A 23,854-nucleotide genomic window follows, 5' to 3' on the forward strand; every position below is an offset into this window, starting at 1 on the left:
TGTCATTCCCTCGCCAGAGCGTCGATGGGGTTTAAACGTGCGGCGTTGCGCGCTGGCAGAAAGCCGAAAACCACGCCGATGAGGCTTGAGCAGGCGAACGCCGCGACCATGGACCACACGGAGAAAATCATCCTGAAATCGGTGCTGAACCAGTCGAACAGAACCCCGACACCCAGGGCGGCCAGCACGCCCAGAACCCCGCCGATGAGACAGACAAGGACGGCTTCGATGAGGAACTGGGTCAGGATGTCGCTGCGCCGCGCGCCCACCGCCATACGCACCCCGATCTCACGGGTGCGCTCGGTCACGGACACCAGCATGATGTTCATGACTCCGATGCCGCCCACCACCAGCGAGATGATGGCGATGGCTGAAATGAGCAGGGTCATGGTCTGGCTGGTGCCCTCGATCGTCTGGCGGATGGTGTCTGTGTTGACGAGAAAGAAGTCCCGCGTGCGGTGGCGCAATTCCATCAGACGGGACACCGCGTTCTGGGCCGTATCCGTGGGCGTATCGTCGCTGATCCTCACGGTGATGCTGTCCACGTGCGCCCGGCCCAGCATCCGTCCGAGGATGGTGGTGTAGGGGGCATAGACATTGAGACTGTCCCCGCCGGGGCCAAAGCTGGTGGATTCGGCCGATACGCCGATAACCCGGGCCGGCATGGCGCCGATGAGGATGACCTGGCCCAACGGATCGGAGCCGTCTGTGAACAGGTCCGTCGCCGTACCGGGATCGATCACCACGTTCTGGCTGAGTTCCGAGACCTCGCCGGCGGTGAACGCCGAGCCGCGGTCAATGGCGAGGCCACGAACCTGGAAGTAGCCGTCGCCGACTCCGTTGACTGTTGCATTCACCTCCACCGCGCCACGCCTCAGGATCGCCGAGGTCGTCACGATCGGCGTGACGCTGTCCACGTAGGGCTGGCCCGCCAGGGCGTCGGCATCCGCCGGAACCAGGGTCTCGACCCGGGCCGCATCGCGATCGCCGAAGCCGGCTCCGGCGCGCACCTCTATGGTGTTGGTGCCGAGCGAGCTGATCTGCTCAAGAACCTGTTGCTGCGATCCCGCGCCCAGCGCCGACATGGCCACCACGGAAGCGATCCCGATGATGATGCCCAGCATGGTGAGGAGCGTGCGCATGCGGTGGGCGCTCATGGACAGGACCGCCATGTGGAAGGCTTCGGAGAAGCGATCCAGGGCTCCCGCCCAGCTCGAGCCGTTCGTGGTTGTCGCTTTCAGTCCCGCCGGATTCACGACGCCTTCCGCGGTTCGGCTGTCCGAGACAATGACGCCGTCGCTGATCTCGATGATGCGGTCGGCGTGTTCGGCGACCCTGGCGTCGTGGGTCACGAGGATGATCGTGTGGCCGTCGGCGTGCAACTCGCGCAGGATCTGCATGACCTCCGCGCCGCTGTGTGTGTCAAGGGCGCCGGTCGGCTCGTCGGCCAGTATGATCTCGCCCCCATTCATCAGCGCGCGCGCAATGGAGACGCGCTGCTGCTGGCCGCCCGAGAGCTTGCCCGGCGTATGGTCGCGCCGGTCGCCGAGACCGAGGCGCTCGAGCAAGGCGGCGGCCCGCTCGCGGCGCTCACTGCGCGGGCGCCCGGCGTATACGGCCGGCACCTCGACGTTGCCCTGTGCGCTCAGGTCACCCAACAGATGATACCGCTGGAAGATGAATCCGAAATGCTCGCGCCGGAGCTCGGCCAGCTCGTCCGGATCGAGCCGCGAGGTCTCGCGGCCGCCGACGCGATAGGCCCCCCGGCTGGGCCGGTCCAGGCACCCCAGAATGTTCATCAGGGTCGATTTGCCTGATCCCGAGGCGCCGACGATGGCGATCATTTCGCCGGCCTCGATGGTCAGGCTTACGTCCCTGAGCGCGACGACGGTTTCCTCGCCTGCCAGGAATTCACGGCGGACATCTTCGAGGATGATGAGAGGTTCGGTCATGACGGGGTCCTCAGCGCGGGCCGCCGCCGCCCGGCGGGCCGCCCATGCCTGCGGCCAGGCCGCCCGGCGGCTGCGGCATGCCCGAAGGGATATCCCCGCCGCCTTCCCCCACCACGACCTGCTCACCCTGGGACAGTCCGCTCAATACCTGGACGTTGGAGCCGTCGTTGATGCCGGTCTGGACCTGACGATCCCGGATGCGGCCATCGCCCTCCCTGACCCGAACGATGTGGACCCCGGCCGAAATCTCCTGGCCAAGCGCGGTGATCGGGATGAGCACGGCGCCCTGGGCCCGATCCATCACGATGGAGACTTGCGCCGTCATCGACGGACGCAGGACCCCGTCGGCGTTGTCGACGTCGATCAGGCCCATGTAGTAGATGGCTTCGCTTGTGGTCGACGTCGCTGTGTCGTTGGCGATCGACTCCGGCGCAGGCTCCACCTGTCGCAGAACGCCTTCGAAGCGGCGCCTGGAATCGCCCAGGATGGTGAAGTAGGCCGACATGCCGGCGTCAACTCGGATGACGTCAGCCTCGGAGATCTCGGTCCTCACGGTCATGGTGTCCAGCTGGGCGATCATGACGATGGTTGGCGCCGTCTGCATGGCGTTGACGGTCTGACCTTCGTCGGTGACGACGGAGACGATGGTGCCGCCGATCGGCGCGGTGATGCGGGTGTAGCCCAACTCCACACGCGCGGAGTCCACCGCCGCCTGGGCCTGCTCGATCTGGGCGTCCAGGGCCTGCACCTCGGCGCGGGCGGCTTCGACCGTGCCGAGGGCGGAATCGTATTGCGCGCGGGGTGTGGCGTCGGCCTCCAGCATTTGCTGCTGGCGGGCCAGATCGCGCTCGGCCTGGGCCAGGGTTGCGGCCCGCGAGGCCCGCGAGGCGCGGACGTTGGCCAGCGCCGCCTGACGGTCACGCAGAGTGTTCTGCTGGGTCTGTGAATCTATTTCGGCGATGATCTGCCCGGGCCGGACCACGTCGCCTACCTCGACGGCCAGACGCTCCACGCGCCCGGAAACCTGGGCGCCGACGCTGATCAGCTCCAGCGGCTCAAGCTTGCCGGTCGCCAGGACCACCTCCTCAATGTCGCCCAGCCGCGCCGTGGCGAGCATCACGTCCGGCGCCGGCTCCGGGCGGAGGAACAGCCACCACGCCAGGGTCCCGACAACGATGAGTCCCACCACAGCAAGGACGACCCGTCCGGTGCGGCCGGCGAGCCACGTCTGTTTCAGGGAAGCGGGGAGGGCGAAGGGCATGGATGGGCTTCTTTCGGTGCGGCCGTACGGAGCTGGCGAGGTGAACCTGATCCCGCCGGGACCAAGGTGCGAAGCGGTCCGTCCCGCTCGATGTCACGAGACGGGTCATCTGGGGCGCAAGCGGGGCGGCCGCATCTCACAGCGTGTCGGCGCACGGCCGCCTTGTTTCCCATTGTGTCAGCGGCGGCTCTGATACCTTGTGACACGCAATTCAGGGTGCGAACGCCAGCAATCGAGTCGAAGAGAGTCTCCCATGGACGGCCCGCCGCAAATTCTCCTGGTCGACGACGACCGCGACATCCGCATGATGCTGGCCGAGCATCTTGCGGGGGCGGGCTTCGACGTGGAGACAGCTGCCGACGGTCAGCAGATGAGGGCGCGCATGGCCGCGCGCCCCCCGCAGCTCATCCTGCTGGACCTTAACCTGCCGCGCGAGGACGGCCTGCAGCTCTGTCGTGAGATCAGGACCTCGTCAGACGTGCCGATCATCATGCTCACGGCCCGCATTGAGACCATCGACCGGATCCTGGGTCTGGAGATGGGCGCGGACGACTACCTGATCAAGCCGTTCGAGCCGAGAGAACTGGTCGCGCGGATGCGCAGCGTCCTGAGACGGACACATGCGGTGCCGAGAAATCTCACGCCGTTGGAAGCCAAGGTCGCCCGCATCAACGACTGGGAATTCGACCTCGGCAAACGCGTGCTGAGAGACCCGCAAAATCGCCTGGTGGTGCTGTCGGGTGCGGAGTACCGGCTTCTGCTCAAGCTGGTGGAGTTCCCGAACCGGGTCCTGAGCCGCGAGCAGCTGATTTCCCTGGGCGGTCTGAGGGCGGTGGATTCGCTTGATCGGGCCGTGGACATCCAGATCAGCCGGCTGCGTCAGAAGTTCGGGTCCGAGGGGGCGATGCTGATCCGCACCGTGCGCAATGAAGGCTATGTCCTTGCCGCCGAGGTCATCCTGGAATGATGCTTCTGAGACGCTTCGCGAATTCCATGGCGGGAAGGCTGTTTGCCGTGCTGTTCCTGGGCACGTCAGCAGCCGGCCTCATCTCGCTTGCCCTCGCAGACATGGCCTATGGCAGACAACTGTCCGCCTTCCATCTGGAACGGGTGGCGGACAGGGTCGAGTCCTTCACGAGCGCCGCCATGCTTTCTGAAGGGCGCGGAACGATTGATCAGCGTCTGAATGGCGCCCTGGGCCTGAGCGCCCCGGCTACCGATGTGGAAAACCTTCAACGGGATGTGGCTCTGGAGCGCATCATCCGCGCGCGACTGCCCGAAGGGTGGTCCGTCCGCGCATTTCGCGGGTCGATCGCCACCTGCGCGCCTGGCCCGCCGCCGTTCGCGCCGAACCCGGCGCACAAGCGCGATGTGGCCAACCGCGCCCAGGCCCTTGGCTTTTCCAGACCGGAGTGCTGGGCTTTTCAACTGCAGTCGCCGGACACCGCGCAGCTCGCCTTCACGGTCGGGACGCCGCCCTCAGCCGCGCGCGCACGGGTGTTTGATCCGTTCTTCCTGCTAGGGCTGCTGACCACCACGGCCGTGTTGTCCTTTTTTGTGGCGCGTCTGGCGTCACGACCTCTGGAAAGGCTGGCGCGGGCGGCCGAAGCTCTGCGTGACGACCTTGAGGCCGCACCGACGCGTGTGAGCGGTCCGAACGAGGTGACCAAGGCGGCTTCAGCGTTGAACAGCCTGCAGGCTCGCCTCAACGAGGCGCTGAAGGAGCGTTCCCAGATCCTCGCCGCCGTCACCCACGATCTGCAGACGCCGCTGACCCGCCTCCGGCTTCGGGTGGAGAAGGTCTCCGATGAGGAGTTGAAGGGCCGGCTGCTGGGCGATCTCGCCACCACGCAGGACCTCATCCGCGAAGGATTGGAACTCGCCCGCAACCAGCCCTCGGACGAGCCCTTCGAATTCCTGGCGCTCGACACCATGCTGGCCGCCCTTGCCGACGACGAGGCGGACGCCGGTCGACCCGTGGTCTTCAATGAAGGCTGCGGCTGTGATGTTCACGTGCGTCCGGCGGCCTTGCGCCGCTGCCTGGCCAACCTCATCGACAACGCCGTCATCCATGGCGGCGGCGCCATGATATCGGCGCATCGGATAGGAACCCAGGTCAGCATACACGTGGATGACGATGGCCCGGGCATCGCCTTCCATGACCTTGAGCGGGTGATGCAGCCCTTCGTGCGTCTGGATGCTTCCCGTTCACGAGACACAGGCGGCACCGGCCTGGGGCTGCCGATCGCCGCAAGATTGGCCGCCGAAAGCAATGGGCGCCTTGAACTCATTCGCCGCGCCAAAGGATTGAGCGCGAGAGTCCATGTACCCGGTTGGCGGACACAGTATCGCCACACCTGAAACGCGTAGACACGCGCCGACACAAGTAGAATTCAATATCCGCTTATCGAAAGACCGGCATCGGGAATAGGCTGAGACCTCGTTTTCGAGGAGTAAGTCGCAGTGAAGCTCATTTCAATATCGATCGCCGCTCTGGTTGCCATGACAGCAACCAGCGGCCTCGCCGCCGACCAGGTCGGGCAACCCCAAACCCGGCAGGATCGCCCATCCGTCGCGAGCGATCGCAACGACCGGCCAGATGATCGGCGCAACCAGAACGACCGGAACGAGGATTCCCGACACGGCCGGTGGCAGTCCGATTGGGGGCAGCGCCCGCCCGCCCCTCCGGCGCATTTCACCCGCACATCGGACTGGAACCGCCATGTGCGGGCATGCCAGCAACGCTACCGCACCTACGACCCCCGCACCGACACATACATCCCGCGCGTCGGTCAGCGGGCGCGCTGCACACTCTGATCTCCCGTCAGTTCTTCCACCAGGAAAGGTCTCGCATGCGCAACAGTGTCGTAATCGCCCTCTGCGCCCTGACGGCAGCCTGCGCCTCCCGACCCGGGCCGCCGGATCGGCCGCCGACGCCGCAGTTGTTCATCAGTCCGTTCGGCCAGCCATTCCATGGCGAACCGGCCGCGCCGTATCCTTCCGCCCAGTGGTTTCTCCAGGCCGACGCTGATGGCGACGGCGCGCTGTCGTTCGAGGAATTCTCGGCGGATGGAATGCGCTATTTCCGCGAGCTGGACCTGGATGGCGACGGCGTGATCGGCGCTTCGGAAATCGGCGCCTACGAAATCCAGCTGGCCGGGATCAGAAGCCGGATGATGGGCCAGCGGGGTCCCAGACCGCCCGGACAAGGACGCCCGAACGCCGGCGACGGCGGGCCGCCGATGCAGTTGCAGCCTCCCGGCGGCGGGGGGCAGCGTCCTCCGGGAGGCGCTCCTCCCCGTGGGGCCCCAGGCGGTCAGGGTGGTCCTCGCGGGCCGGGCGGCGGCTACGGCCCTGTCGCCGACGCCGACTTCTTCGGTCGTCCCCAGCCGATCAGATCCGCGGATGCCAACATGGACCAGAGGATCACCCCGGACGAATGGGTTGCCGCGACGCGACGCTGGTTCTCCGCCCTGGACGCCGACCATGACGGCGTGCTGACATTTGAAACTCTTCCCAGGACCAGGGCGCAGTCGGGGCCGGGGCGTCGGCGAGAGTAACCGCCGGCGGACCCCACGCTCATGAAGCCTGTGCACAAACGCACCATTCCAGGCCTGTTACGGCGTCAGCCTTCACGACACGCGAATGAGCCCGATCTGATCGTCTGCCGCCCCGGCTCCATCCTTGCGCGACCCTGAATGACAGGCGACCCCGTCCGCTGAGGCTGAGGGGCGGGCCCATCAAGTGAACCGGCCCCCTGATCCGCTCTTAAGTGGTTTTGAGGCAGTTCTAAGTGGTCTCGACACAGCCGTCGGTAGGCGCGGAGGGACTCGAACCCCCAACCAGACCGTTATGAGCGGTCGGCTCTAACCATTGAGCTACGCGCCCGCCGTGGCGGAGCGTCTGGCTAGCAGGCCGGGCGGTCATGGGAAAGCCTGCAACATTACCGCGACCCGTGAGTCCATGAATGGAACCTGCACCCCGGCGCCAGGCGTTCATTCAGATGCAAAAGGCCAAGGTTCGGCCACGGCTGGGGCGCACGCTCCGGCCGGACGCACAACAGGACGCTCCGAAGGAGACATAATGACCCGCTTTCACCCCCGCGCCGTCGCCGTGGCCCGCCCCCGCCCGAACCTGCCCCTGATGCTCGGCGCCGCAGTGCTTGCCGCAGGCGCGGTCATGACCGCTGCCCCCGCTCTGGCCCAGCAGGCCGCTCCCGCAAACCAGATGATCCTGGTCCAGCCCGAGACCCCGACCCTCAATCTTTCGGCCCATGGCGAGGTTCGCGCCGCGCCGGACATGGCGATGATCAATTTCGGCGTCCAGACCGAGGCGGTCACCGCCGCCCAGGCCATGGCCCAGAACCGCACCCGGATGAACGAGGTGATGCGAGCCCTGCGCGCCGCCGGGATCGAGGAGCGCTACATCCAGACCTCGGGCCTGAACCTGTCGCCCCAGTATGATTATGTGCAGAACGAGCCGCCCCGCCTGCGCGGCTATCAGGCCATCAACCGGGTGACGGTGGAGATTCGTGATCTGGAGCGTGTGGGCTCGACGGCCGACGCCGTGGTGAATGCGGGGGTCAACCAGATCGACGGCATCAGCTTCGGCCTGATCAACCCGCAGCAGGCAGAGGACCAGGCCCGCATGGCCGCCGTCCAGGCGCTGCAGGCCAAGGCCAATCTGTACGCCAACGCCCTGGGCGTTCGGCTCGCGGGCATCCGCAACCTGTCGGAAGGCGGCGGCTATGCCCCGCCCCAACCGCAGATGTTCGCGCGCGGCGCCATGGCCATGGACAGCGTCGAAAGCACCAGCGTGGCGCCCGGCGAACTGACCGTCCGGGTCAACATCAACGGGGTCTACGACATCATCCGCTGAGGTCCCGCGCCAGACAGCAAAAAGGCCCGCCGTTCCGTTCGGCGGGCCTTATCAATTCAGGTATGCGCTCAAGCAGCGAGCGTCCGCGACGCGAGCGTTAGCGCACGATCAAGTCTGCGCTCAAGCAGCGAGCGTCCGCGACGCGAGCGTTAGCGCACGATCAAGTCTGCGCTCAAGCAGCGAGCGTCCGCGACGCGAGCGTTAGCGCACTTTAAAGACCAATCAAGCCGCGTCCTTGATGTGGTTGCCGTCGTCCAGCAGCACCACATTGGGCGTGTAATTGCGCGCCTGTTCGGCGGGCAGCTGACCATAGGTGACGATGATCACCTTGTCCTTCTTCTGCACCAGACGCGCCGCCGCGCCGTTGACGCCGATGACGCGGGATCCGCGCGGCGCCTCGATGGCGTAGGTGGTGAAGCGCGCGCCGGTGGTGATGTTCAGCACATCCACCTGCTCGTGCGGATAGATGTCGGCCGCGTCCAGCAGGTCGCGATCGATGGCGATGGAGCCCTCGTAGTCGAGGTCCGCCTGGGTCACCGTCGCGCGGTGCAGCTTGGATTTCATCAGGGTGACCAGCATGGGGAGCTCCGGTCTCCAATCTCGTGAGCGGGGGCACGTCCCCGTTGATGGGCGGCATATAGGGGTTTCGTCGCCCGTCTTCAATCAGGACTGCGGCGGTGCAGCATGAAGTTCATGCGTTACGGGACGTTCATTTGACGGTGACGCCCCGCCCTCTATGGTCGCTGATGGTCCCGTGTGGCCGAACGACGATTGTTCAGGAAACCGATGAAGCAGTTCGCACTCACCATCGCCGGCGTCTTCGTCGGTCTTTTGTTGTTTTTCATTGGAATTCCGCTTCTGCTGATCGCTTCCGCCGCCGGGTCGTCCAAGCCCGCGGTCTATGCCCAGTCGGTGCTGGAGCTTGACCTTCGCGGCGGCCTGACCGACCAGGCCCCCACCAATCCCTTCGCCGGCTTCGGCGGGGCCGGCCTGTCGGTGATGCGGGTCGTGGACGTGCTGGCCCAGGCCCAGGAGGACGACCGCATCAAGGTGGTGCTGGTGCGCCTGCCGGAAAGCGGCATGACCCCGGCCTCGGCCGACGAGCTGCGCCAGGCCATCCGCCGCTTCCGCGCCTCGGGCAAGCCGGTGATCGCCCACTCCCAGGGGCTGATGCCGCTGGGCGCGGTGGTCTCCACCTACATGCTCGGCGCCTCCGCCAGCGAGTTCTGGATGCAGGAGAACGCCAGCTTCCAGGCCACGGGTCTGGCCAGCGAGGAAATCTTCTTCGGTCGCGCCTTCGAGCGCTACGGGATCACCGCCGATTTCGAGCAGCGCTACGAGTATAAGAACGCGGTCAACACTTTCACCCAGAGCGGTTTCACCGAGGCGCACCGCGAGGCGGCCGAAGGCTGGATGACGTCCATCTATGTGAACGCCTTGGCTAACGCCGCAGCGGACCGCAGCATGGAGGCGGACGCCCTGCGCACGGCCTTCGAAGCGGGCCCCCATACGCCGGCCGAGGCGGAGGCGCTCGGCCTCATCGACAACACCGGCGGCGTGCGTGAAGCCGAGGCCGAGGCCCGTCGCCTCGCCGGCGACAACGGCCGGATCATCCGCTTCTCCGACTATTCCGCCGCCGTGGGCGAGCGCACCGGCTCGGGCCGTAATGCCATCGCCATCGTCGGCGGCGAGGGCGCGATCCTGACCGGGCGCAGCTCGGCCGACCCGTTCGGCGCCGGCTCGATGATGAGCTCCGATGACATCGCCGCCGCCATCTATGACGCCATCGAGAATGATTCCGTGCGGGCCATCGTCTTCCGCGTCTCGTCGCCAGGCGGTTCGCCGGAAGGCTCAGAACAGATCCTCGACGCGGTGCGCGCCGCCAAGGCGGCAGGCAAGCCGGTGGTGGTGTCCATGGGCGCCTATGCAGCCTCGGGCGGGTACTGGATTTCATCCGAGGCCTCGGCCATCGTGGCCCAGCCCTCGACCCTGACCGGCTCCATCGGCGTGTTCGGCGGCAAGTTCGTGCTGGACGAGGCCCTGGGCCGGTTCGGCGTGGACATCAGCGGCCTGACCGTCGGCGGCGAGTATGCCGACGCCTTCACCCCCGAGCGGCCGTTCAACGCGGGGGAGCGGGCCTCCTTCTCGGGCTGGATGGATCAGGTCTACGAGGACTTCGTGACCCGCGTCTCCACCGGCCGCGACCTGCCTGCGGCCCGCGTGCGCGAGATCGCCCGCGGCCGCGTCTGGACCGGCGCCCAGGCGCTTGAGCTGGGTCTGGTGGACGAGGTCGGCGGAATGCATGAAGCCATTCAACGGGCCAAGGTCCTGGCGGAAATACCCGAGACTGAAGCGGTGCGTTTCCGCCGCTATCCGCGCCCCCTGTCCACCTGGGAAGCGCTGGGCCAGGCGTTCGGCGCCTCGGGCGAGGCTGCAGAGACCCTGATCCGTCTGAACGGCGTCATGACCGATCCCGACGTGCAGGCCGTCATGGCCCGGGCTCGCGCCGAGCGCATGCGGTCCCAGGGCGCAGTCGTCATGGCCGACCAGCCCTTGCGCTGACACACTCACCTGTGAGGGGATGTCGCATTGACGGCGTCCCCTCGCGGACCGACATTGCCGGTCATGCGTTGAGCAGGATCACCGCCTCTTCAGTGATCATTCATGACGGCGTCGCCAAGGTAGCTCATGACCCAGTTCCAGACCCGCTTCACCCGCATCGGCTTCGCCACGCGTCCCGCGCGCGGTTCGGGGCTGATGGGCTCGGTCCTGTGGCTGGGCGGCATGATCGCCGCCGGGATCGCCGTGACCATCGGCGCCCTGCTGGCCATCTTCACCGCGGCCGCCGTGGCGGTGATCGCCTTGGTGGCCGGGATCGTGATGTTCCTGACCGGCTTCGCCCTGCGCGCCCGTCGCTCTGCCCGCGCCCGCACCGCCGCCGCCGGACCTGACGGCGTGATCGAGGCCGAGAAGGTGGGCGACACCTGGGTGGCCCATGGCTGGGAACGTCAGGGGCGCTAGGCTGAGCTTCCCATAAGGCGCGGTCCGGTCGAATATGGCCGAATGACCGCCCTCGACTTCATCGACGCCCCGACCCCCAACACCGACGCCCGGCGCGGGCCGCCGGACATGATCCTTCTGCACTACACCGGCATGCAGACCGGCGCGGAGGCGCTGGACCGTCTGCGTGATCCGGAGGCGCGGGTTTCGGCCCACTATGTGGTGGAGGAGGACGGACGGGTGTTTCGCCTGGCCCCCGAGGAACGCCGCTGCTGGCACGCGGGCGTGTCCTGGTGGAAGGGCGACACGGACATCAACGCCGCCTCTATCGGCGTCGAGATCGTCAATCCCGGCCACGAGTGGGGCTATCGCGCCTTTCCCGAGGTTCAAGTCCAGACGGTTCTGGCGCTGGTCGCCGATATCCGCTCGCGCTGGACCATTTCCGACGACCGCATTCTGGGCCATTCCGACGTGGCACCGCACCGCAAAACGGATCCCGGCGAGCTGTTTCCGTGGAAGCGACTGGCCGAAGGCGGGCACGGCCTGTGGTTCGAGCCCGCCGCCGAGCGTATCGCCGCCCTTGGCCCCCCGCTGGGGCCCGGCGACGAGGGGCTGGGCGTCCATGTGCTTCAGGCCGGACTGCATCGGTTCGGTTACGAGCCCGCCCCGTCCGGGGTCTATGATGAGGACACCCGTATCGTGGTCGCCGCCTTCCAGCGTCACTGGCGACCGGAAAAAGTGGACGGCATCGCCGACGGCGAGACCCGCGCCCGCCTGATGGGCCTTCTGCAACTGGCCCAGGTCGAGAGCGTCACGGGCGTGCTTTAGGCCTGCACGATTGACGCCGCCGCCTGATGGGCCCATCTGTCGCCCCGCCAGACGGCCGGGCGGTCGCGGTGGTTTTCGGACCATCGAGGAAAGTCCGGGCTCCACGGTGAAAAGGCGGCGGATAACTTCCGCCCGGGGCGACCCGAGGGATAGCGCCACAGAAAGCAAACCGCCTTCTTCTGAGGGTAAGGGTGAAAGGGTGGGGTAAGAGCCCACCGCGTCTTCGGCAACGCAGACGGCATGGCAAGCCCCGCCTGGAGCAAGACCGAATAGGGACGTCGCGCGGCTTCGGCCGCAGGGCTCACCGCCTGGGACGTCCGGGTAGGTCGCGAGAACCGGTCAGCAATGGCCGGTCCAGAGGAATGATCGTCGCCGGTCCTGAACTTCGGTTTTGGGCCGGAACAGAACCCGGCTTACAGGCCGTCTGGCATTTTCACCCCGTTAACCGGTGCGGCGCCTATGTGGCGGACACAGTCATCCACAGGCTGTGAATACTTGTCTGTTCCGCGAATGTTCTGGAAGTTAACAGAACTGAGCGCCCAAAACGGGCTGTCTTGGTTAAGAAGTGTCAACTAATCCCATTGTCTCCCAACTGATCCCATGATACCCCAATAATGAACTCGGGGAGGGTCGGCGCTGTGCCGATCCGCATGCGGCGACGGGTGTCGGGACGGATCGACGGGTCCGAGGCGGGCAAGGGTGTTTCTCTCAACCTACGAGAAGCAACTGGACGCAAAGCGTCGCCTGCAGGCGCCGCAGGAATTCCGCACCGCCGAGAACGGCGCCGCCACCGGCCTGTACTGCTTTCCCTCAATTGAGGCCGACTGTCTGGAAGCGGGCGGCGAAGGCTTCGTGGCCGCCTATCGCGCCTTCATCGACAGCATCCCGTTCGGCGACCCCTTCCGCGCCGCCATGGAAAGCCAGTTCTACGGCGGGCTGAAGCAGCTCTCCTATGACACCGCCGGGCGCATCACCCTGACCGAGGCCCTGGTCGAGCGCGGCGGTCTGTCCGCCGACGTTGTCATGGTCGGCCTGGGCGACCGCTTCCAGATCTGGGACCGGCCCCGCTGGCGCGAGCATGAGGCCGAACAGCGCAAGCTGGCCCAGCAGGCCATGCGCGAGATGGGCGAGGCGCGCCGCCGCGCCAGCCTGGCCGCGCGCGGGGAGGGCGGCTGATGACGTCTCCCCACGCCCCCGTGCTGCTGGATGAGGTGATCGAGGCGCTGGACCCGAAGCCGGGCGACGTCATGATCGACGCCACCTTCGGCGCCGGGGGCTACACCCGCGCCATCCTCGCGCGCGGCGCCACAGTCGTCGGGCTGGACCGCGATCCGACCGTGCAGCCCCACGCCGAGGCGGTCGCCGCCGACTTCCCCGGCCAGTTCGAGCTGAAGCAGACGCCCTTCTCGGGCCTGTCCACCGCCTTCGCCGATACCGGCCATGACCGTCTCGACGGCGCCGTCTTCGACATCGGCGTCTCGTCCATGCAGCTGGATCAGGCCGAGCGCGGCTTCTCCTTTATGCGCGACGGTCCGCTGGACATGCGCATGTCCGCCGACGGCCAGAGCGCCGCTGACATCGTCAACAGCTGGGACCACGGCCCGCTGGCTCACATTCTGAAGCTCTATGGCGAGGAGCGTCAGTCCGGCCGCGTGGCCACGGCCATCCTGCGCCGCCGCGTCGAGCGCCCCTTCACCCGCACGCTCGATCTCGCCGAAGTGGTGGAAAAGGCCCTGGGCGGCCGTCGCGGGGCGCCCATCCATCCCGCCACCCGCACCTTCCAGGCCCTGCGCATCGCCGTGAACGACGAGCTGGGTGAGCTGACCGCCGGTCTGGAGGCGGCCGAGGCGGCCCTGGCCCCCGGCGGCCGGCTGGCGGTGGTCACTTTCCATTCGCTGGAGGACCGCATCGTCAAGGCGTTCCTGACCGAGCGCACCGGCAACACCCCGGGCGGCTCGCGCCATGCGCCGATTCAGCTCGAGACCCGCGCCCCCAGCTTCAGCCTGATGTTCAAGGGCGCACACGAGGCCGGCGACGCCGAGCGCGCCGCCAATCCCCGCGCCCGGTCCGCCCGCCTGCGCGCCGCGATCCGCACCGACGCCCCGGCGTGGGGGAGGATGGCGGCATGAACACCGCCCTGTCCCTGTTCGACTGGAAGGTTCGCGGCTTCCGCGTGGTCGAGATCATCGGCCTGGCCATCCTCGCCGTGATCATCGTCTCGGTCTATTTCGCCAAGGCCCAGGCCGCCCGCCAGAGCGCCGAGATCGACGGCCTGCACCAGGCCATCGGCAACGAGCGCCAGCGCGTGCGCCTGTTGATGGCCGAGACCGCGCGACTGGAGGAGCCCGGCCGGCTGGAAGCCCTGTCGCGCCACGCCGGGCTTGAACCCGTGTCGGTCGAGCAGCGCGCCGACCTGGACGGTCTGGACGCCTTGGTCGGTGACGAGCAGACGCCAGAGTCCACGCCCCAGCCCGCGCCGGAGACGGCGCAATGAGTTCGGTTGAGCCTCGTCCCATCGCGTCCGCCGCGCCGTCCTGGCGTTGGTTGACCACCCTGATCTGGTGGATCGAGCACGCCTTCGAGCGGGCCAAGGCCGATCAGCGGCCCGAAGAGGACACCCGGGTTCGCATCGCCCTCCTGCTGGTGGCGTTCGGCGTCCTGTTTACCGCCCTGGTCGGCGGCGCCGGCCATGCTGCCCTGCTGTCCGGGGCGCCCAATGTCGGCGGCTGGCGCGCCGGGCCGGTGCTGGCGCGCGGAGACCTGACCGACCGCAACGGCGCCCTTCTGGCCAGTAACATCCGCCACTACGGCCTCTATGTGGAGCCCGCCGAGGTGTGGGACCGGCAGGGGACCCTGACCGCCATGGCTGCCGCCCTGCCGCGCCTGCCGCGGCAAAGGCTTCGCGACGCCCTCTACGGCGACCGCCGCGTGGTCGTCATGAACGGCCTGACCCCGCCCGAGCGGGCTGCGCTCCATGACCTGGCCCTGGGCGGGATCTATTTCGAGGCCGAGAACGGCCGGGCCTATCCTCTAGGCGCTTCCACAGCCCATGTGATCGGCTTCGCCAGCGAGCGCGGCGTGACCGGCGCGGAACTGGCGTTCGACCGTGAAATCCGCGAGGCGGGACGCACCGGCGCGACGGTGCCCCTGTCCATCGACCTGCGCGTTCAGGCCGCGCTGGAGAACGAGCTCTACGCCGCCGCGGCCGAGATCGGCGCGCGTGGTGCGGTGGGCATCGTCACCAATATCCAGACCGGCGAAGTCCTGGGCATGGCCAGCTGGCCGGAATACGACCCGAACCGCCGGGGCCAGCCCCAGCCCGGCGAGATGAACCGCGTGGTCTCCGGCCACTACGAGATGGGGTCGGTGTTCAAGGCCTTCACCGTCGCCGCCGGCCTCGACACGGGGCAAGCGGACATGACCACGACCTTCGACGCCTCGGACCCGCTGCGCATCGGCAACCGCACCATCCGCGACTTCCACGCCCAGAACCGTGTGATGACGCTGGAGGAGGTGTTCCTGCACTCGTCCAACATCGGCACCTCGCGCCTGGCCATCGAGATGGGCGGCGACACCATGCGGCGCTACTTCCAGGACATGGGGCTTCTGGACGCCGCGCCCATCGAGCTGCACGAGTCCGCCGCGCCGCGCCGCCCTGTGAATTGGTCCGACACGACTCTGGCGTCCCTCTCGTTCGGCTACGGCATCATGGTCACCCCGGCCCAGGCGGCCGCAGCCATGGGCTCCCTGCTCAACGGCGGGCGTTATGTGCCCCTGACCCTGCGTCCGGCCGACGGCCCGCATCCGGGGATCCGGCGCGTGGTGTCCGAGGACACGTCGCTGGCCATGCTGGACCTGATGCGGAGAAACGTCGTGCGCGGCTCGGGATCACGCGCCGACGCGCCCGGCCTGCGCGTGGGCGGAAAGACGGGCTCTGCCAACAAGGTAGTCAACGGGCGCTATGACCCCACCGTCGCCATCGGCACCTTCGCCGCCGTCTTCCCCACCGACGGGCCGCTGGATGCGCCGCGCTACATGGTCTTCATCCTGATGGACGAGCCCCAGGGCTACCCGCGCACCGGCGGTTTCGTAGCCGCCCCGGTGGCCGGACGCATTATCGATCGCATCGGCGGCTTCGTGGGCGTGGGCCGCGCCGCTGACCGCTGGCGCACCGCCACCGGCGAATCCATTCCCCGGCCCGAAGTCCGCCCGGGGGCCGCCCAGTGAGCCTTCCGGGTGTGCGCCTCTCCGAGTTGCTGCGCCGCGACGTTGGTCATGACCCGGTCATCACCGGCGTGACGGCCGACAGCCGCAAGGTCGCGCCCGGAACCCTGTTCGCGGCCATCCCCGGCGCCGTGGCCGACGGCCGCGCGTACATCCCCCAGGCCCTGTCGGCCGGGGCGGCCGCCGTGCTGGCGCCCAGCGACACGCCCGGCGAAGCCGCCCCGGTGCTGGTGCCGTGCGGCGACGTGCGGCGATCCTACGCCCTGGCGGCGCGGGGCTTCTTCGGCGCGCAGCCGAAGACCTGCGTGGCCGTCACCGGCACCAACGGCAAGACTTCGGTGGCCGCCTTCTGCCGACAGATCTGGACCCTGCTGGGCATTGAGGGCGCCAGCGTAGGCACCCTCGGCGTCTGGCACGGTGACCACGCCCTGACCCGCGCCAGCCTGACCAGCCCGGACGCGGCGGACTCGGCCCGGATTCTTTCGAAACTGGCCGGGCGCGGCGTCACCCACGTGGCGCTCGAGGCGTCCTCCCATGGGCTGGAACAGCGCCGTCTGGACGGCGTGTCGTTGAAGGCGGCAGCCTTCACCAACCTGACCCAGGACCATCTGGACTATCACGGCGACATGGCGACCTATCGCGCCGCCAAGCTGCGCCTGTTCGACACGTTGCTGCCGCGTGGCCGCACAGCGGTGTTGAACGCGGACTCGCCCGCCTACTCCGGGTTCGCCTCCCACGGCCTGATGGCGGGCCTGTCGATCATGGGCGTGGGCCAGCGCGGCCGCGACCTGGGCCTGATCGCCCGGGAGGCGAGCAGTGAGGGCCAGCGCCTGACTATCGACGCGCGGGGCGACGTCTTCGAGGTCATGCTGCCGCTGGTCGGCGCCTTTCAGGCCTCCAATGCCCTGGTGGCGGCGGGCCTGTGCATCGCCGCAGGCGAGGCCCCCGATCGCGTGCTGGCGGCGCTGGAGCATCTGCAGGGCGCCGAGGGTCGCATGCAGCATGTGGCCACCGGCCCCGACGGCGGCGACGCCTATGTGGACTATGCCCATACGCCTGACGGGCTGGAGACCGTGCTGACGTCCCTGCGCCCCCACGCGAAGGGCCGTCTCATCGTGGTGTTCGGCTGCGGCGGCGACCGCGACCGGGCCAAAAGGCCTCTGATGGGCGCCGTCGCCCAGAAGCTGGCGGATGTGGCCATCCTGACCGACGACAACCCGCGCTCCGAAGACCCCGCCGCCATCCGCGCTGACGCGAAGATCACCGCGCCCGACGCCCTGGAGATTGGCGACCGCCGCGAAGCCATCCGCCACGCCCTGTCCATCATGCGCGACGGGGATGTGGTCGTGGTCGCCGGAAAAGGGCATGAACAGGGTCAGATCGTCGGTGGAATCACCCATCCCTTCGACGACGCCCAGGAAATCGCCGAGGCCCTGAAGGAAGACGCGTGATGCCCCAATCGTCGGGGAAAGACCCCCTCTGGACGGCTGCCGACATCGCCGTCGCCACGGCCGGCCGCATGCAAGGCGCCGGATTTCAGGCCCGGGGCATCACCTTCAACAGCAAGGAAGTGGAGCCCGGCGACCTTTTCGTGGCGCTGAAGGGCGCGCGGGACGGCCATGAATTCGTCGCCGCGGCTTTCGCCGCCGGCGCCGCGGGCGCCCTGGTCGAGCGGCCGATCGACGGCGGGGCCTGCATCGTGGTCCCCGATACGCTGAAGGCGCTGGAGGCCCTGGGCGCCGCCGCCCGCGACCGCGCGCCCCAGGCGCGGCGCGGCGTGGTGACCGGCTCGGTCGGCAAGACCAGCGTCACCCAGGCCATCAAGGCGGGCCTTGATCTGGCCGGTCCCGCCCACGCCTCGGTCAAGAGTTTCAACAACCACATCGGCGTGCCGCTGACCCTGGCCCGCATGCCCGTGGACGTGGAGCGGGCCGTGTTCGAGATCGGCATGAACGCGCCGGGCGAGATCGCGCCCCTGTCCCGCATGGTCCAGCCCCACGCCGCCTGCGTGACCACCGTGGGGCCCGTCCACATCGAAGGCTTCTCCGACGGCGAGATGGGCGTGGCCCATGAAAAGGCCGCCGTGTTCGAGGGTCTTGGTCCGGGCGGCGTGGCGGTCATCAACGGCGACAACGACTGGACGCCCATGCTGCGTCAGGCGGCTTTGCGCCAAGGCGCGCGAGTGCTCTGCTTCGGTTCCCCGCCAGACGCGGACGCCCGACTGATCGATTTCACGCCCAATCCTGACGGCGCGCGGGTGGAGGCTGAGATCTTCGGCCGCCGTCACGTGTTCGCGCTGAAGCAGTCCGGCTTCCATTGGGGTCACAACTGCCTGGCCGTCATCCTGATGCTGGACGCCCTCGATGTTCCAGTGGAGACGGCGCTTCAGGCCCTGTCGGAATTCCAGCCGCTGGCGGGGCGGGGCCAGAACAAGGACATCCGCATTCGTGGCGGTTCCTTCCTGCTCATTGACGAGAGCTACAACGCCAACCCCCTGTCCATGCGGGCGGGCTTTCTCAGCCTGGGCGCGCGGCCCGTGGCCACCGGCGGACGGCGCATGGTCGCCCTGACCGACATGCTGGAATTGGGCGACCAGTCCGAGGCCCTGCACGCCGGGCTGGCGGAGACCATCGACGCGGCTGGCCTCGATGTTGTCCACACCGCCGGACCGAAGATGAAGCATCTGCATGACGCCCTGCGCCCCGAGCGTCGCGGCCTGTGGCGCGAGACCGCCGCCGACCTGGCCGAGGCCCTGGTCGAGGACGTGCGGCCGGGCGACATCGTCATGGTCAAGGGATCAAACGGCTCGAAGGCTTCGGCGATCGCCGCGGCCCTGGCCGACATGGAGCGTCGCCGCGACGCGCAGGAGGGCGCCGCCTCATGATCTATCTGCTGTATCTCTACTATGCCGACGTCGCCCAGGCTTACCCCCTGCTGAATCTGGTCCAGTACCAGACCGTCCGCGTGGGTCTGGCGCTGGTCACGGCCATGATCGTGGCGGTGGCCATGGGGCAGCGTTTCATCGACTGGATGCGGGCGCGTCAGGGCAGGGGCCAGCCGATCCGCGCCGACGGCCCGGCCAGCCACGTCCTGACCAAGCAGGGCACGCCCACCATGGGCGGGCTGATGATCCTGGCGGGTATCGCGGCGGCGGTGCTGCTGTGGGGCGACCTCACCAACCCCTACATCTGGATCGTCTCGCTGGTGACCGCAGCCTTCGGCATCCTCGGCTTCATCGACGACTACGCCAAGGTGACCAAGCAGTCCTCCGCCGGTCTGACCTCGAAACAGAAGCTGGCGGCCCAGGTGGTCGTGGCGGTCATCGCCGGCGTCCTGACCGTGGTCTGGATGCAGATCTCCCCCACCTCACCGAATCTGGAGACGTCAGTCGCCTTCCCGTTCTTCAAGGAAGTGCTGCTGAACATCGGCTGGTTCTATGTGGTGTTCGCCGCCGTGGTCATCATCGGCGCGTCCAACGCGGTCAATCTGACCGATGGCCTGGACGGGCTGGCGGTAGTGCCGGTGATGATGGCCGCCGCCGTCTTCGGCATCATCAGCTATCTGGTCGGCAACTTCCTGTTCTCGGAATATCTTCAGGTCCACCACGTCCCCGGAGCGGGCGAACTGGCCATCTTCTGTGCCGCCATCATCGGCGGGGGCATGGGCTTTCTCTGGTACAACGCCCCCCCGGCCAAGATATTCATGGGCGACACCGGGTCGCTGGCGCTGGGCGGCGCCCTGGGCGCCATGGCCGTGGCCACCAAGCATGAACTGGTGCTGGCCATCGTCGGCGGCCTGTTCGTGGTCGAGGCCCTGTCGGTGATGATCCAGGTGGCCTACTTCAAGGCCACTGGAAAGCGCATCTTCCTGATGGCGCCCATTCACCACCACTTCGAAAAGATGGGCTGGGCCGAATCCACCGTGGTGGTCCGCTTCTGGATCGTGGCGGCCATGCTGGCCCTCGTCGGCCTGTCGACGCTGAAGCTGAGATAGTCATGATCGTCGTCCCCGGTTTTGAAGGGCGGCGCGTCGCGGTCTTCGGGCTGGGGCGCAGCGGCCTGACCGCCGCCCGCGCGCTCCGGGCCGGCGGCGCCCATCCCGTGCTGTGGGACGACAGCCTGTCCAGCCGCCTTCAGGCCGAGGCCGAAGGCTTTGCGGTCGAGGACCTCTCCCGCGCCGACTGGTCCGATTTCGCCGCCCTGATCCTGTCGCCGGGCGCGCCCCTGACCCATCCCTCGCCCCACTGGACCGTCCAGATGGCCAAGGATGCGGGCGTGCGGGTCATGGGCGACATCGAACTGTTCGCCCGCGCCGTGTCCGCCCTGCCCGAGGTCGAGCGCCCGAAGATCATCGCCATCACGGGCACCAACGGCAAGTCCACCACCACCGCCCTGATCGGCTGGGTCCTCCGGCAGGCGGGCCGCACGGTCCATGTGGGCGGCAACATCGGCATCGGCGTCCTGGCCCTGCCCGAGCCCACGCCGGACGCCATCTATGTGATCGAGGTCTCGTCCTACCAGCTGGACCTGACCAGCCGCTTCGGCCCGGACGTGGCGGTGCTGACCAACATCAGCCCGGACCATCTGGACCGCCACGGCGGCATGGCCGGCTATGTGGCCGCCAAGCGCCGCATCTTTCAGGAGCAGCCGCCGGGCAGCGTCGCTGTGATCGGCGTCGACGACCCCTACAGCCAGGGCGTAGCCCGGGGGCTGGGCGCCTTCGTCCCCGTCACCGTGGCTCCGCCGGACAGCGACGACGGGTGGACGCCGCGCATTGACGACCTCGCGGGTGTGGGCCTGCGCGGCGGCTGGCTCATGGACGGCGACGAGCGCATCGCCGACCTGTCCACGGCGGTTTCCCTGCCGGGCCGCCACAACGCTCAGAACGCCGCCTGCGCCTACGCCGCCGTGCGCGCCGTGGGCCTCAGCCGCGACGAGGCTGTGCGGGGCCTTTTGACCTTCCCCGGTCTGGCCCACCGGATGGAGCCGGTCGCCCGGCTCGGCCGCGTGGTGTTCATCAACGATTCCAAGGCCACCAACACCGATGCGGCGAAACAGGCCCTGGCCAGCTATCCGCGCGTCTGGTGGATCGCGGGCGGCCGCGCCAAGGACGGCGGCATCGCCGACCTGTTCCCGCTGTTCGGCCGCATCGCTCACGCCTATCTGATCGGCGAGGCCGCCGACGCCTTCGCGGCCGAGATCGACGACGCGGCGCCCGTCTCCCTGTGCGGCGACATCCCGTCCGCGGTCGCCGCCGCCGCCCGCGACGCAGCCGACTGGGCCGCGGCGAACGGCGAGGACGCGGTGGTGCTGCTCAGCCCGGCAGCCGCCTCGTTCGACCAGTATCCGGACTTCGAGGCCCGGGGCGAGGCGTTCCGCGCCGCCGTGCTCGGCCTCGGCGCCGCGCCGCCCGTGATCGAGGATGCCGCGTCATGACCGTAAACACCTATGCCCATCCGTTCTCGCGCAACGATACCTCGCCCATAGCCCAGTGGTGGTGGACGGTGGACAAGGGCCTGCTGGCCGCGGCCTCGACCCTGATTTTCCTGGGCGTGGCCCTGTCCTTCGCCTCCAGCCCCGCCGCGATTCGGGCCGATGAGTCCATCACCGACCCGTTCCATTACGCCTGGCGCATGATCGTCTTCGCGGGCGGCGGGGGCGTGGCCATGCTGGTCGCCTCCCTGCTGTCCCCCCGCGGCGTGCGCCGCATCGCCGTCCTGGCGTTGGCCTGCGCCATCATCACCATGATGCTGCTGCCCTTCATCGGCAACGAGGTGAAGGGCGCCGCCCGCTGGATCAATCTGGGTCCGTTCGGTCTGCAGCCGTCCGAGTTCGCCAAGCCCGGTTTGATCGTCTTCGCCGCCTGGATGTTCGCCGAGGCGCAGAAGGGGCAGGGTGTGCCCGGCGTCTCCATCGCCTTCGCCGTCTACGTACTGACCGTGGGCCTGCTGGTGATCCAGCCGGACATCGGTCAGACGCTGCTGATCACCACCACCTTCATGGCCGTCTTCTTCATGGCCGGGGTGCCGATCCGCTGGATGGCGGTGCTGGGCGGCATCTTCATGACCGGCCTGGTGGCGGTCTATTTCGTCTTCGATCACGTGCGGGACCGGGTGACCAAATTCGTGACGCCCGGCGCTGCCGACACCTACCAGATTGACCGCGCCTCCGAGGCCATCTCGGCGGGCGGCCTGCTGGGCCGGGGGGTGGGCGAGGGCGTGATGAAGCGCAACGTGCCCGACCTGCACACCGACTTCATCTATTCAGTGGCGGCCGAGGAGTTCGGTCTGGTCTTCTCGCTGATCCTCATCGGCCTCTATGCCTTCATCGTGCTGCGCGGCCTGTCGCGCGCCATGAAACTGGCCGACCCGTTCCAGCAGACGGCGGCGGCGGGCCTGTTCATGCTGATTGGCCTGCAGGCCACCATCAACATCGCGGTCAATCTGAACCTGATCCCCACCAAGGGGATGACCCTGCCGTTCGTCAGCTATGGCGGCTCGTCCATGCTGGCCATGGGCCTGACCATGGGGTTCGCCCTGGCCCTGACGCGCCGCCGTCCAGGGGCCTATGAACCAGGCGCCTTGCTGCCGCGCAACCGCCGTCGCATCTTGCCGGGATGAGTCCTTCCCGAGTCTGCGTCCTCGCCGCCGGCGGCACCGGCGGCCACATGTTCCCCGCCGAGGCCCTGGCCCGCGAGATGGCCGCGCGCGGCTGGCGCATCGTGCTGGCTACCGACCGGCGCGGCGAACAGTACGCCCACAGCTTCCCGGCCGAGGAGCGCCTCGATCTGGACGCCGCCACCGGCTCCGGCCCGCTGGGCATGCTGAATGCTGCGGGCGCCATCGCCCAGGGTGTGCTGCAGGCGCGCAAGGCGTTTGATCGTCTGGACCCGGCGGTGGTCGTCGGCTTCGGCGGCTATCCGTCCGCACCGGCCCTGCTCGCCGCCATCAGCCAGAAGCGGCCCACCCTGATCCACGAGCAGAACGCGGTGCTGGGCCGCACCAACCGCTGGCTGGCGCCTTATGTGGATCAGGTGGCCTCGGCCTTCCCGACCCTGGAGCGGGCGCCCGACAAGATCCGCGCCCCCATCGAGGTGGTCGGCATTCCCGTCCGCGCCGAGATCCGCGCCCTGCACGACCGCGCCTATGTGGCCCCCGACTACCGCATCCGGGTGCTGGTCACCGGCGGCAGCCAGGGCGCCCGCATCCTGTCCGAGACCGTCCCCCGGGCCCTGGCCGCCCTGCCCGAGACCCTGCGCGCCCGGTTGAAGGTGGAGCAGCAGACTCGCGCCGAGTCGCTGGAGGTCGCGCAGCAGACATACCTTGAGTCCGGGATCGCCGCCGAGGTCGCCCCCTTCTTCCGCGACATGGCCGCCCGCCTGTCGGGGGCCCATCTGGTGATCGGCCGGGCAGGGGCCTCCACCGTGTCCGAGCTCGCCGTCGCCGGCCTGCCATCGATCCTGATCCCGCTCAAGATCGCCACCGACGACCACCAACGCGCAAACGCGAAACTGCTGGCCGATGCGGGCGCCGCCTGGGTGATCACCGAGGACGACCTGACGGTGGACAGCCTCACCGCCGCCGTGCAGTCCCTGCTGTCCAGCGCGTCCGGACTGGCCGCCCGCGCCGGCGCCGCCCGCTCTGTGGCCATGCCGGACGCCGTCCGCCGCATGGCCGATATCGTGGAGCGCACCGCGGGGCCGGGCTGATGCA

Annotated in this window: 21 protein-coding genes, 1 tRNA gene and 1 other RNA gene; 19 read left to right on the forward strand and 4 right to left on the reverse strand. The window is 68.3% G+C overall.

From position 1 onward, the window contains the following. Window positions 1–2: 2 nt before the first annotated feature. Both ACK4SE_RS00925 and ACK4SE_RS00930 read right to left on the reverse strand, forming a co-directional pair. Entirely contained in the window at window positions 3–1,952 is a 1,950-nt protein-coding gene (locus ACK4SE_RS00925; protein WP_409687396.1) for a MacB family efflux pump subunit, read from the reverse strand. Window positions 1,953–1,962: 10 nt separating this feature from the next. After that, entirely contained in the window at window positions 1,963–3,213 is a 1,251-nt protein-coding gene (locus tag ACK4SE_RS00930; RefSeq protein WP_409687399.1) for an efflux RND transporter periplasmic adaptor subunit, read from the reverse strand. Window positions 3,214–3,466: 253 nt separating this feature from the next. On the opposite strand from ACK4SE_RS00930, the gene ACK4SE_RS00935 reads away from it, so the two are divergent. From ACK4SE_RS00935 to ACK4SE_RS00950, 4 genes are all read left to right on the forward strand, one after another. Then, the gene (locus tag ACK4SE_RS00935) at window positions 3,467–4,180 is read left to right on the forward strand and encodes a response regulator transcription factor (protein ID WP_409687402.1); all 714 of its coding nucleotides are present in this window, start codon (window positions 3,467–3,469) and stop codon (window positions 4,178–4,180) included. Window positions 4,181–4,227: 47 nt separating this feature from the next. Then, window positions 4,228–5,574 (forward strand): ATP-binding protein, encoded by a 1,347-nt coding sequence (locus ACK4SE_RS00940; RefSeq protein WP_409687404.1) that lies wholly within the window; start codon window positions 4,228–4,230, stop codon window positions 5,572–5,574. A gap of 102 nt (window positions 5,575–5,676) precedes the next feature. Beyond that, window positions 5,677–6,030, forward strand: coding sequence for a BA14K family protein (locus ACK4SE_RS00945; protein ID WP_409687407.1), 354 nt, complete (start codon window positions 5,677–5,679; stop codon window positions 6,028–6,030). Between the two features lie 35 nt (window positions 6,031–6,065). Beyond that, window positions 6,066–6,773: a hypothetical protein gene (locus ACK4SE_RS00950; protein ID WP_409687410.1), complete on the forward strand. Its 708-nt coding sequence runs from the start codon at window positions 6,066–6,068 to the stop codon at window positions 6,771–6,773. Between the two features lie 255 nt (window positions 6,774–7,028). Here ACK4SE_RS00950 and ACK4SE_RS00955 read toward each other — a convergent pair. Next, a tRNA-Ile gene (locus ACK4SE_RS00955) sits at window positions 7,029–7,101 on the reverse strand. 195 nt (window positions 7,102–7,296) lie between these two features. Here ACK4SE_RS00955 and ACK4SE_RS00960 point away from each other — a divergent pair. Further along, entirely contained in the window at window positions 7,297–8,091 is a 795-nt protein-coding gene (locus ACK4SE_RS00960; protein WP_409687413.1) for an SIMPL domain-containing protein, read from the forward strand. Between the two features lie 222 nt (window positions 8,092–8,313). Here ACK4SE_RS00960 and panD read toward each other — a convergent pair whose 3' ends face one another. Continuing rightward, entirely contained in the window at window positions 8,314–8,670 is a 357-nt protein-coding gene (gene panD, locus ACK4SE_RS00965) for an aspartate 1-decarboxylase (RefSeq protein ID WP_196838295.1), read from the reverse strand. Between the two features lie 207 nt (window positions 8,671–8,877). Here panD and sppA point away from each other — a divergent pair, with 207 nt between their 5' ends. From sppA to murG, 14 genes are all read left to right on the forward strand, one after another. Next, entirely contained in the window at window positions 8,878–10,653 is a 1,776-nt protein-coding gene (gene sppA / locus ACK4SE_RS00970) for a signal peptide peptidase SppA (protein ID WP_409687416.1), read from the forward strand. 126 nt (window positions 10,654–10,779) lie between these two features. Continuing rightward, entirely contained in the window at window positions 10,780–11,112 is a 333-nt protein-coding gene (locus tag ACK4SE_RS00975; protein ID WP_409687419.1) for a hypothetical protein, read from the forward strand. 42 nt (window positions 11,113–11,154) lie between these two features. Then, entirely contained in the window at window positions 11,155–11,919 is a 765-nt protein-coding gene (locus tag ACK4SE_RS00980) for an N-acetylmuramoyl-L-alanine amidase (protein ID WP_409687422.1), read from the forward strand. Between the two features lie 47 nt (window positions 11,920–11,966). Beyond that, window positions 11,967–12,351, forward strand: an RNA gene (gene rnpB / locus ACK4SE_RS00985) — RNase P RNA component class A. A 267-nt stretch (window positions 12,352–12,618) separates the two neighbouring features. Beyond that, window positions 12,619–13,095, forward strand: a complete 477-nt coding sequence (locus ACK4SE_RS00990; protein ID WP_409687425.1) for a division/cell wall cluster transcriptional repressor MraZ — start codon at window positions 12,619–12,621, stop codon at window positions 13,093–13,095. Then, complete coding sequence (gene rsmH / locus ACK4SE_RS00995; protein ID WP_409687870.1) at window positions 13,092–14,048, forward strand: 16S rRNA (cytosine(1402)-N(4))-methyltransferase RsmH; 957 nt, start codon at window positions 13,092–13,094, stop codon at window positions 14,046–14,048. Before ACK4SE_RS00990 ends, rsmH begins: the two co-directional genes overlap by 4 nt. Further along, window positions 14,045–14,413: a cell division protein gene (locus ACK4SE_RS01000; protein WP_409687428.1), complete on the forward strand. Its 369-nt coding sequence runs from the start codon at window positions 14,045–14,047 to the stop codon at window positions 14,411–14,413. The genes rsmH and ACK4SE_RS01000 overlap by 4 nt, the downstream gene beginning before the upstream one ends. After that, a complete protein-coding gene (locus tag ACK4SE_RS01005) occupies window positions 14,410–16,146 on the forward strand; it encodes a peptidoglycan D,D-transpeptidase FtsI family protein (protein WP_409687431.1) in 1,737 nt (578 codons plus the stop codon). The genes ACK4SE_RS01000 and ACK4SE_RS01005 overlap by 4 nt, the downstream gene beginning before the upstream one ends. Beyond that, entirely contained in the window at window positions 16,143–17,594 is a 1,452-nt protein-coding gene (locus tag ACK4SE_RS01010) for a UDP-N-acetylmuramoyl-L-alanyl-D-glutamate--2,6-diaminopimelate ligase (protein ID WP_409687433.1), read from the forward strand. The genes ACK4SE_RS01005 and ACK4SE_RS01010 overlap by 4 nt, the downstream gene beginning before the upstream one ends. Beyond that, window positions 17,594–19,027 (forward strand): UDP-N-acetylmuramoyl-tripeptide--D-alanyl-D-alanine ligase, encoded by a 1,434-nt coding sequence (gene murF, locus ACK4SE_RS01015; RefSeq protein ID WP_409687436.1) that lies wholly within the window; start codon window positions 17,594–17,596, stop codon window positions 19,025–19,027. Before ACK4SE_RS01010 ends, murF begins: the two co-directional genes overlap by 1 nt. Beyond that, on the forward strand, window positions 19,024–20,136 hold the full coding sequence (gene mraY, locus ACK4SE_RS01020; protein ID WP_409687439.1) for a phospho-N-acetylmuramoyl-pentapeptide-transferase: 1,113 nt from the start codon (window positions 19,024–19,026) through the stop codon (window positions 20,134–20,136). Before murF ends, mraY begins: the two co-directional genes overlap by 4 nt. Before the next feature lie 2 nt (window positions 20,137–20,138). Beyond that, window positions 20,139–21,578 carry a UDP-N-acetylmuramoyl-L-alanine--D-glutamate ligase gene (murD, locus tag ACK4SE_RS01025; RefSeq protein ID WP_409687443.1) on the forward strand — a complete coding sequence of 480 codons (1,440 nt, stop codon included), beginning with the start codon at window positions 20,139–20,141 and terminating at the stop codon, window positions 21,576–21,578. Beyond that, window positions 21,575–22,762 (forward strand): putative lipid II flippase FtsW, encoded by a 1,188-nt coding sequence (ftsW, locus tag ACK4SE_RS01030; RefSeq protein ID WP_409687446.1) that lies wholly within the window; start codon window positions 21,575–21,577, stop codon window positions 22,760–22,762. Before murD ends, ftsW begins: the two co-directional genes overlap by 4 nt. Further along, on the forward strand, window positions 22,759–23,850 hold the full coding sequence (gene murG, locus ACK4SE_RS01035; RefSeq protein ID WP_409687449.1) for an undecaprenyldiphospho-muramoylpentapeptide beta-N-acetylglucosaminyltransferase: 1,092 nt from the start codon (window positions 22,759–22,761) through the stop codon (window positions 23,848–23,850). The genes ftsW and murG overlap by 4 nt, the downstream gene beginning before the upstream one ends. Window positions 23,851–23,854: the final 4 nt, after the last annotated feature.

It is taken from the genome of Brevundimonas sp., assembly GCF_046293315.1.
Classification (GTDB): Bacteria; Pseudomonadota; Alphaproteobacteria; order Caulobacterales; family Caulobacteraceae; genus Brevundimonas.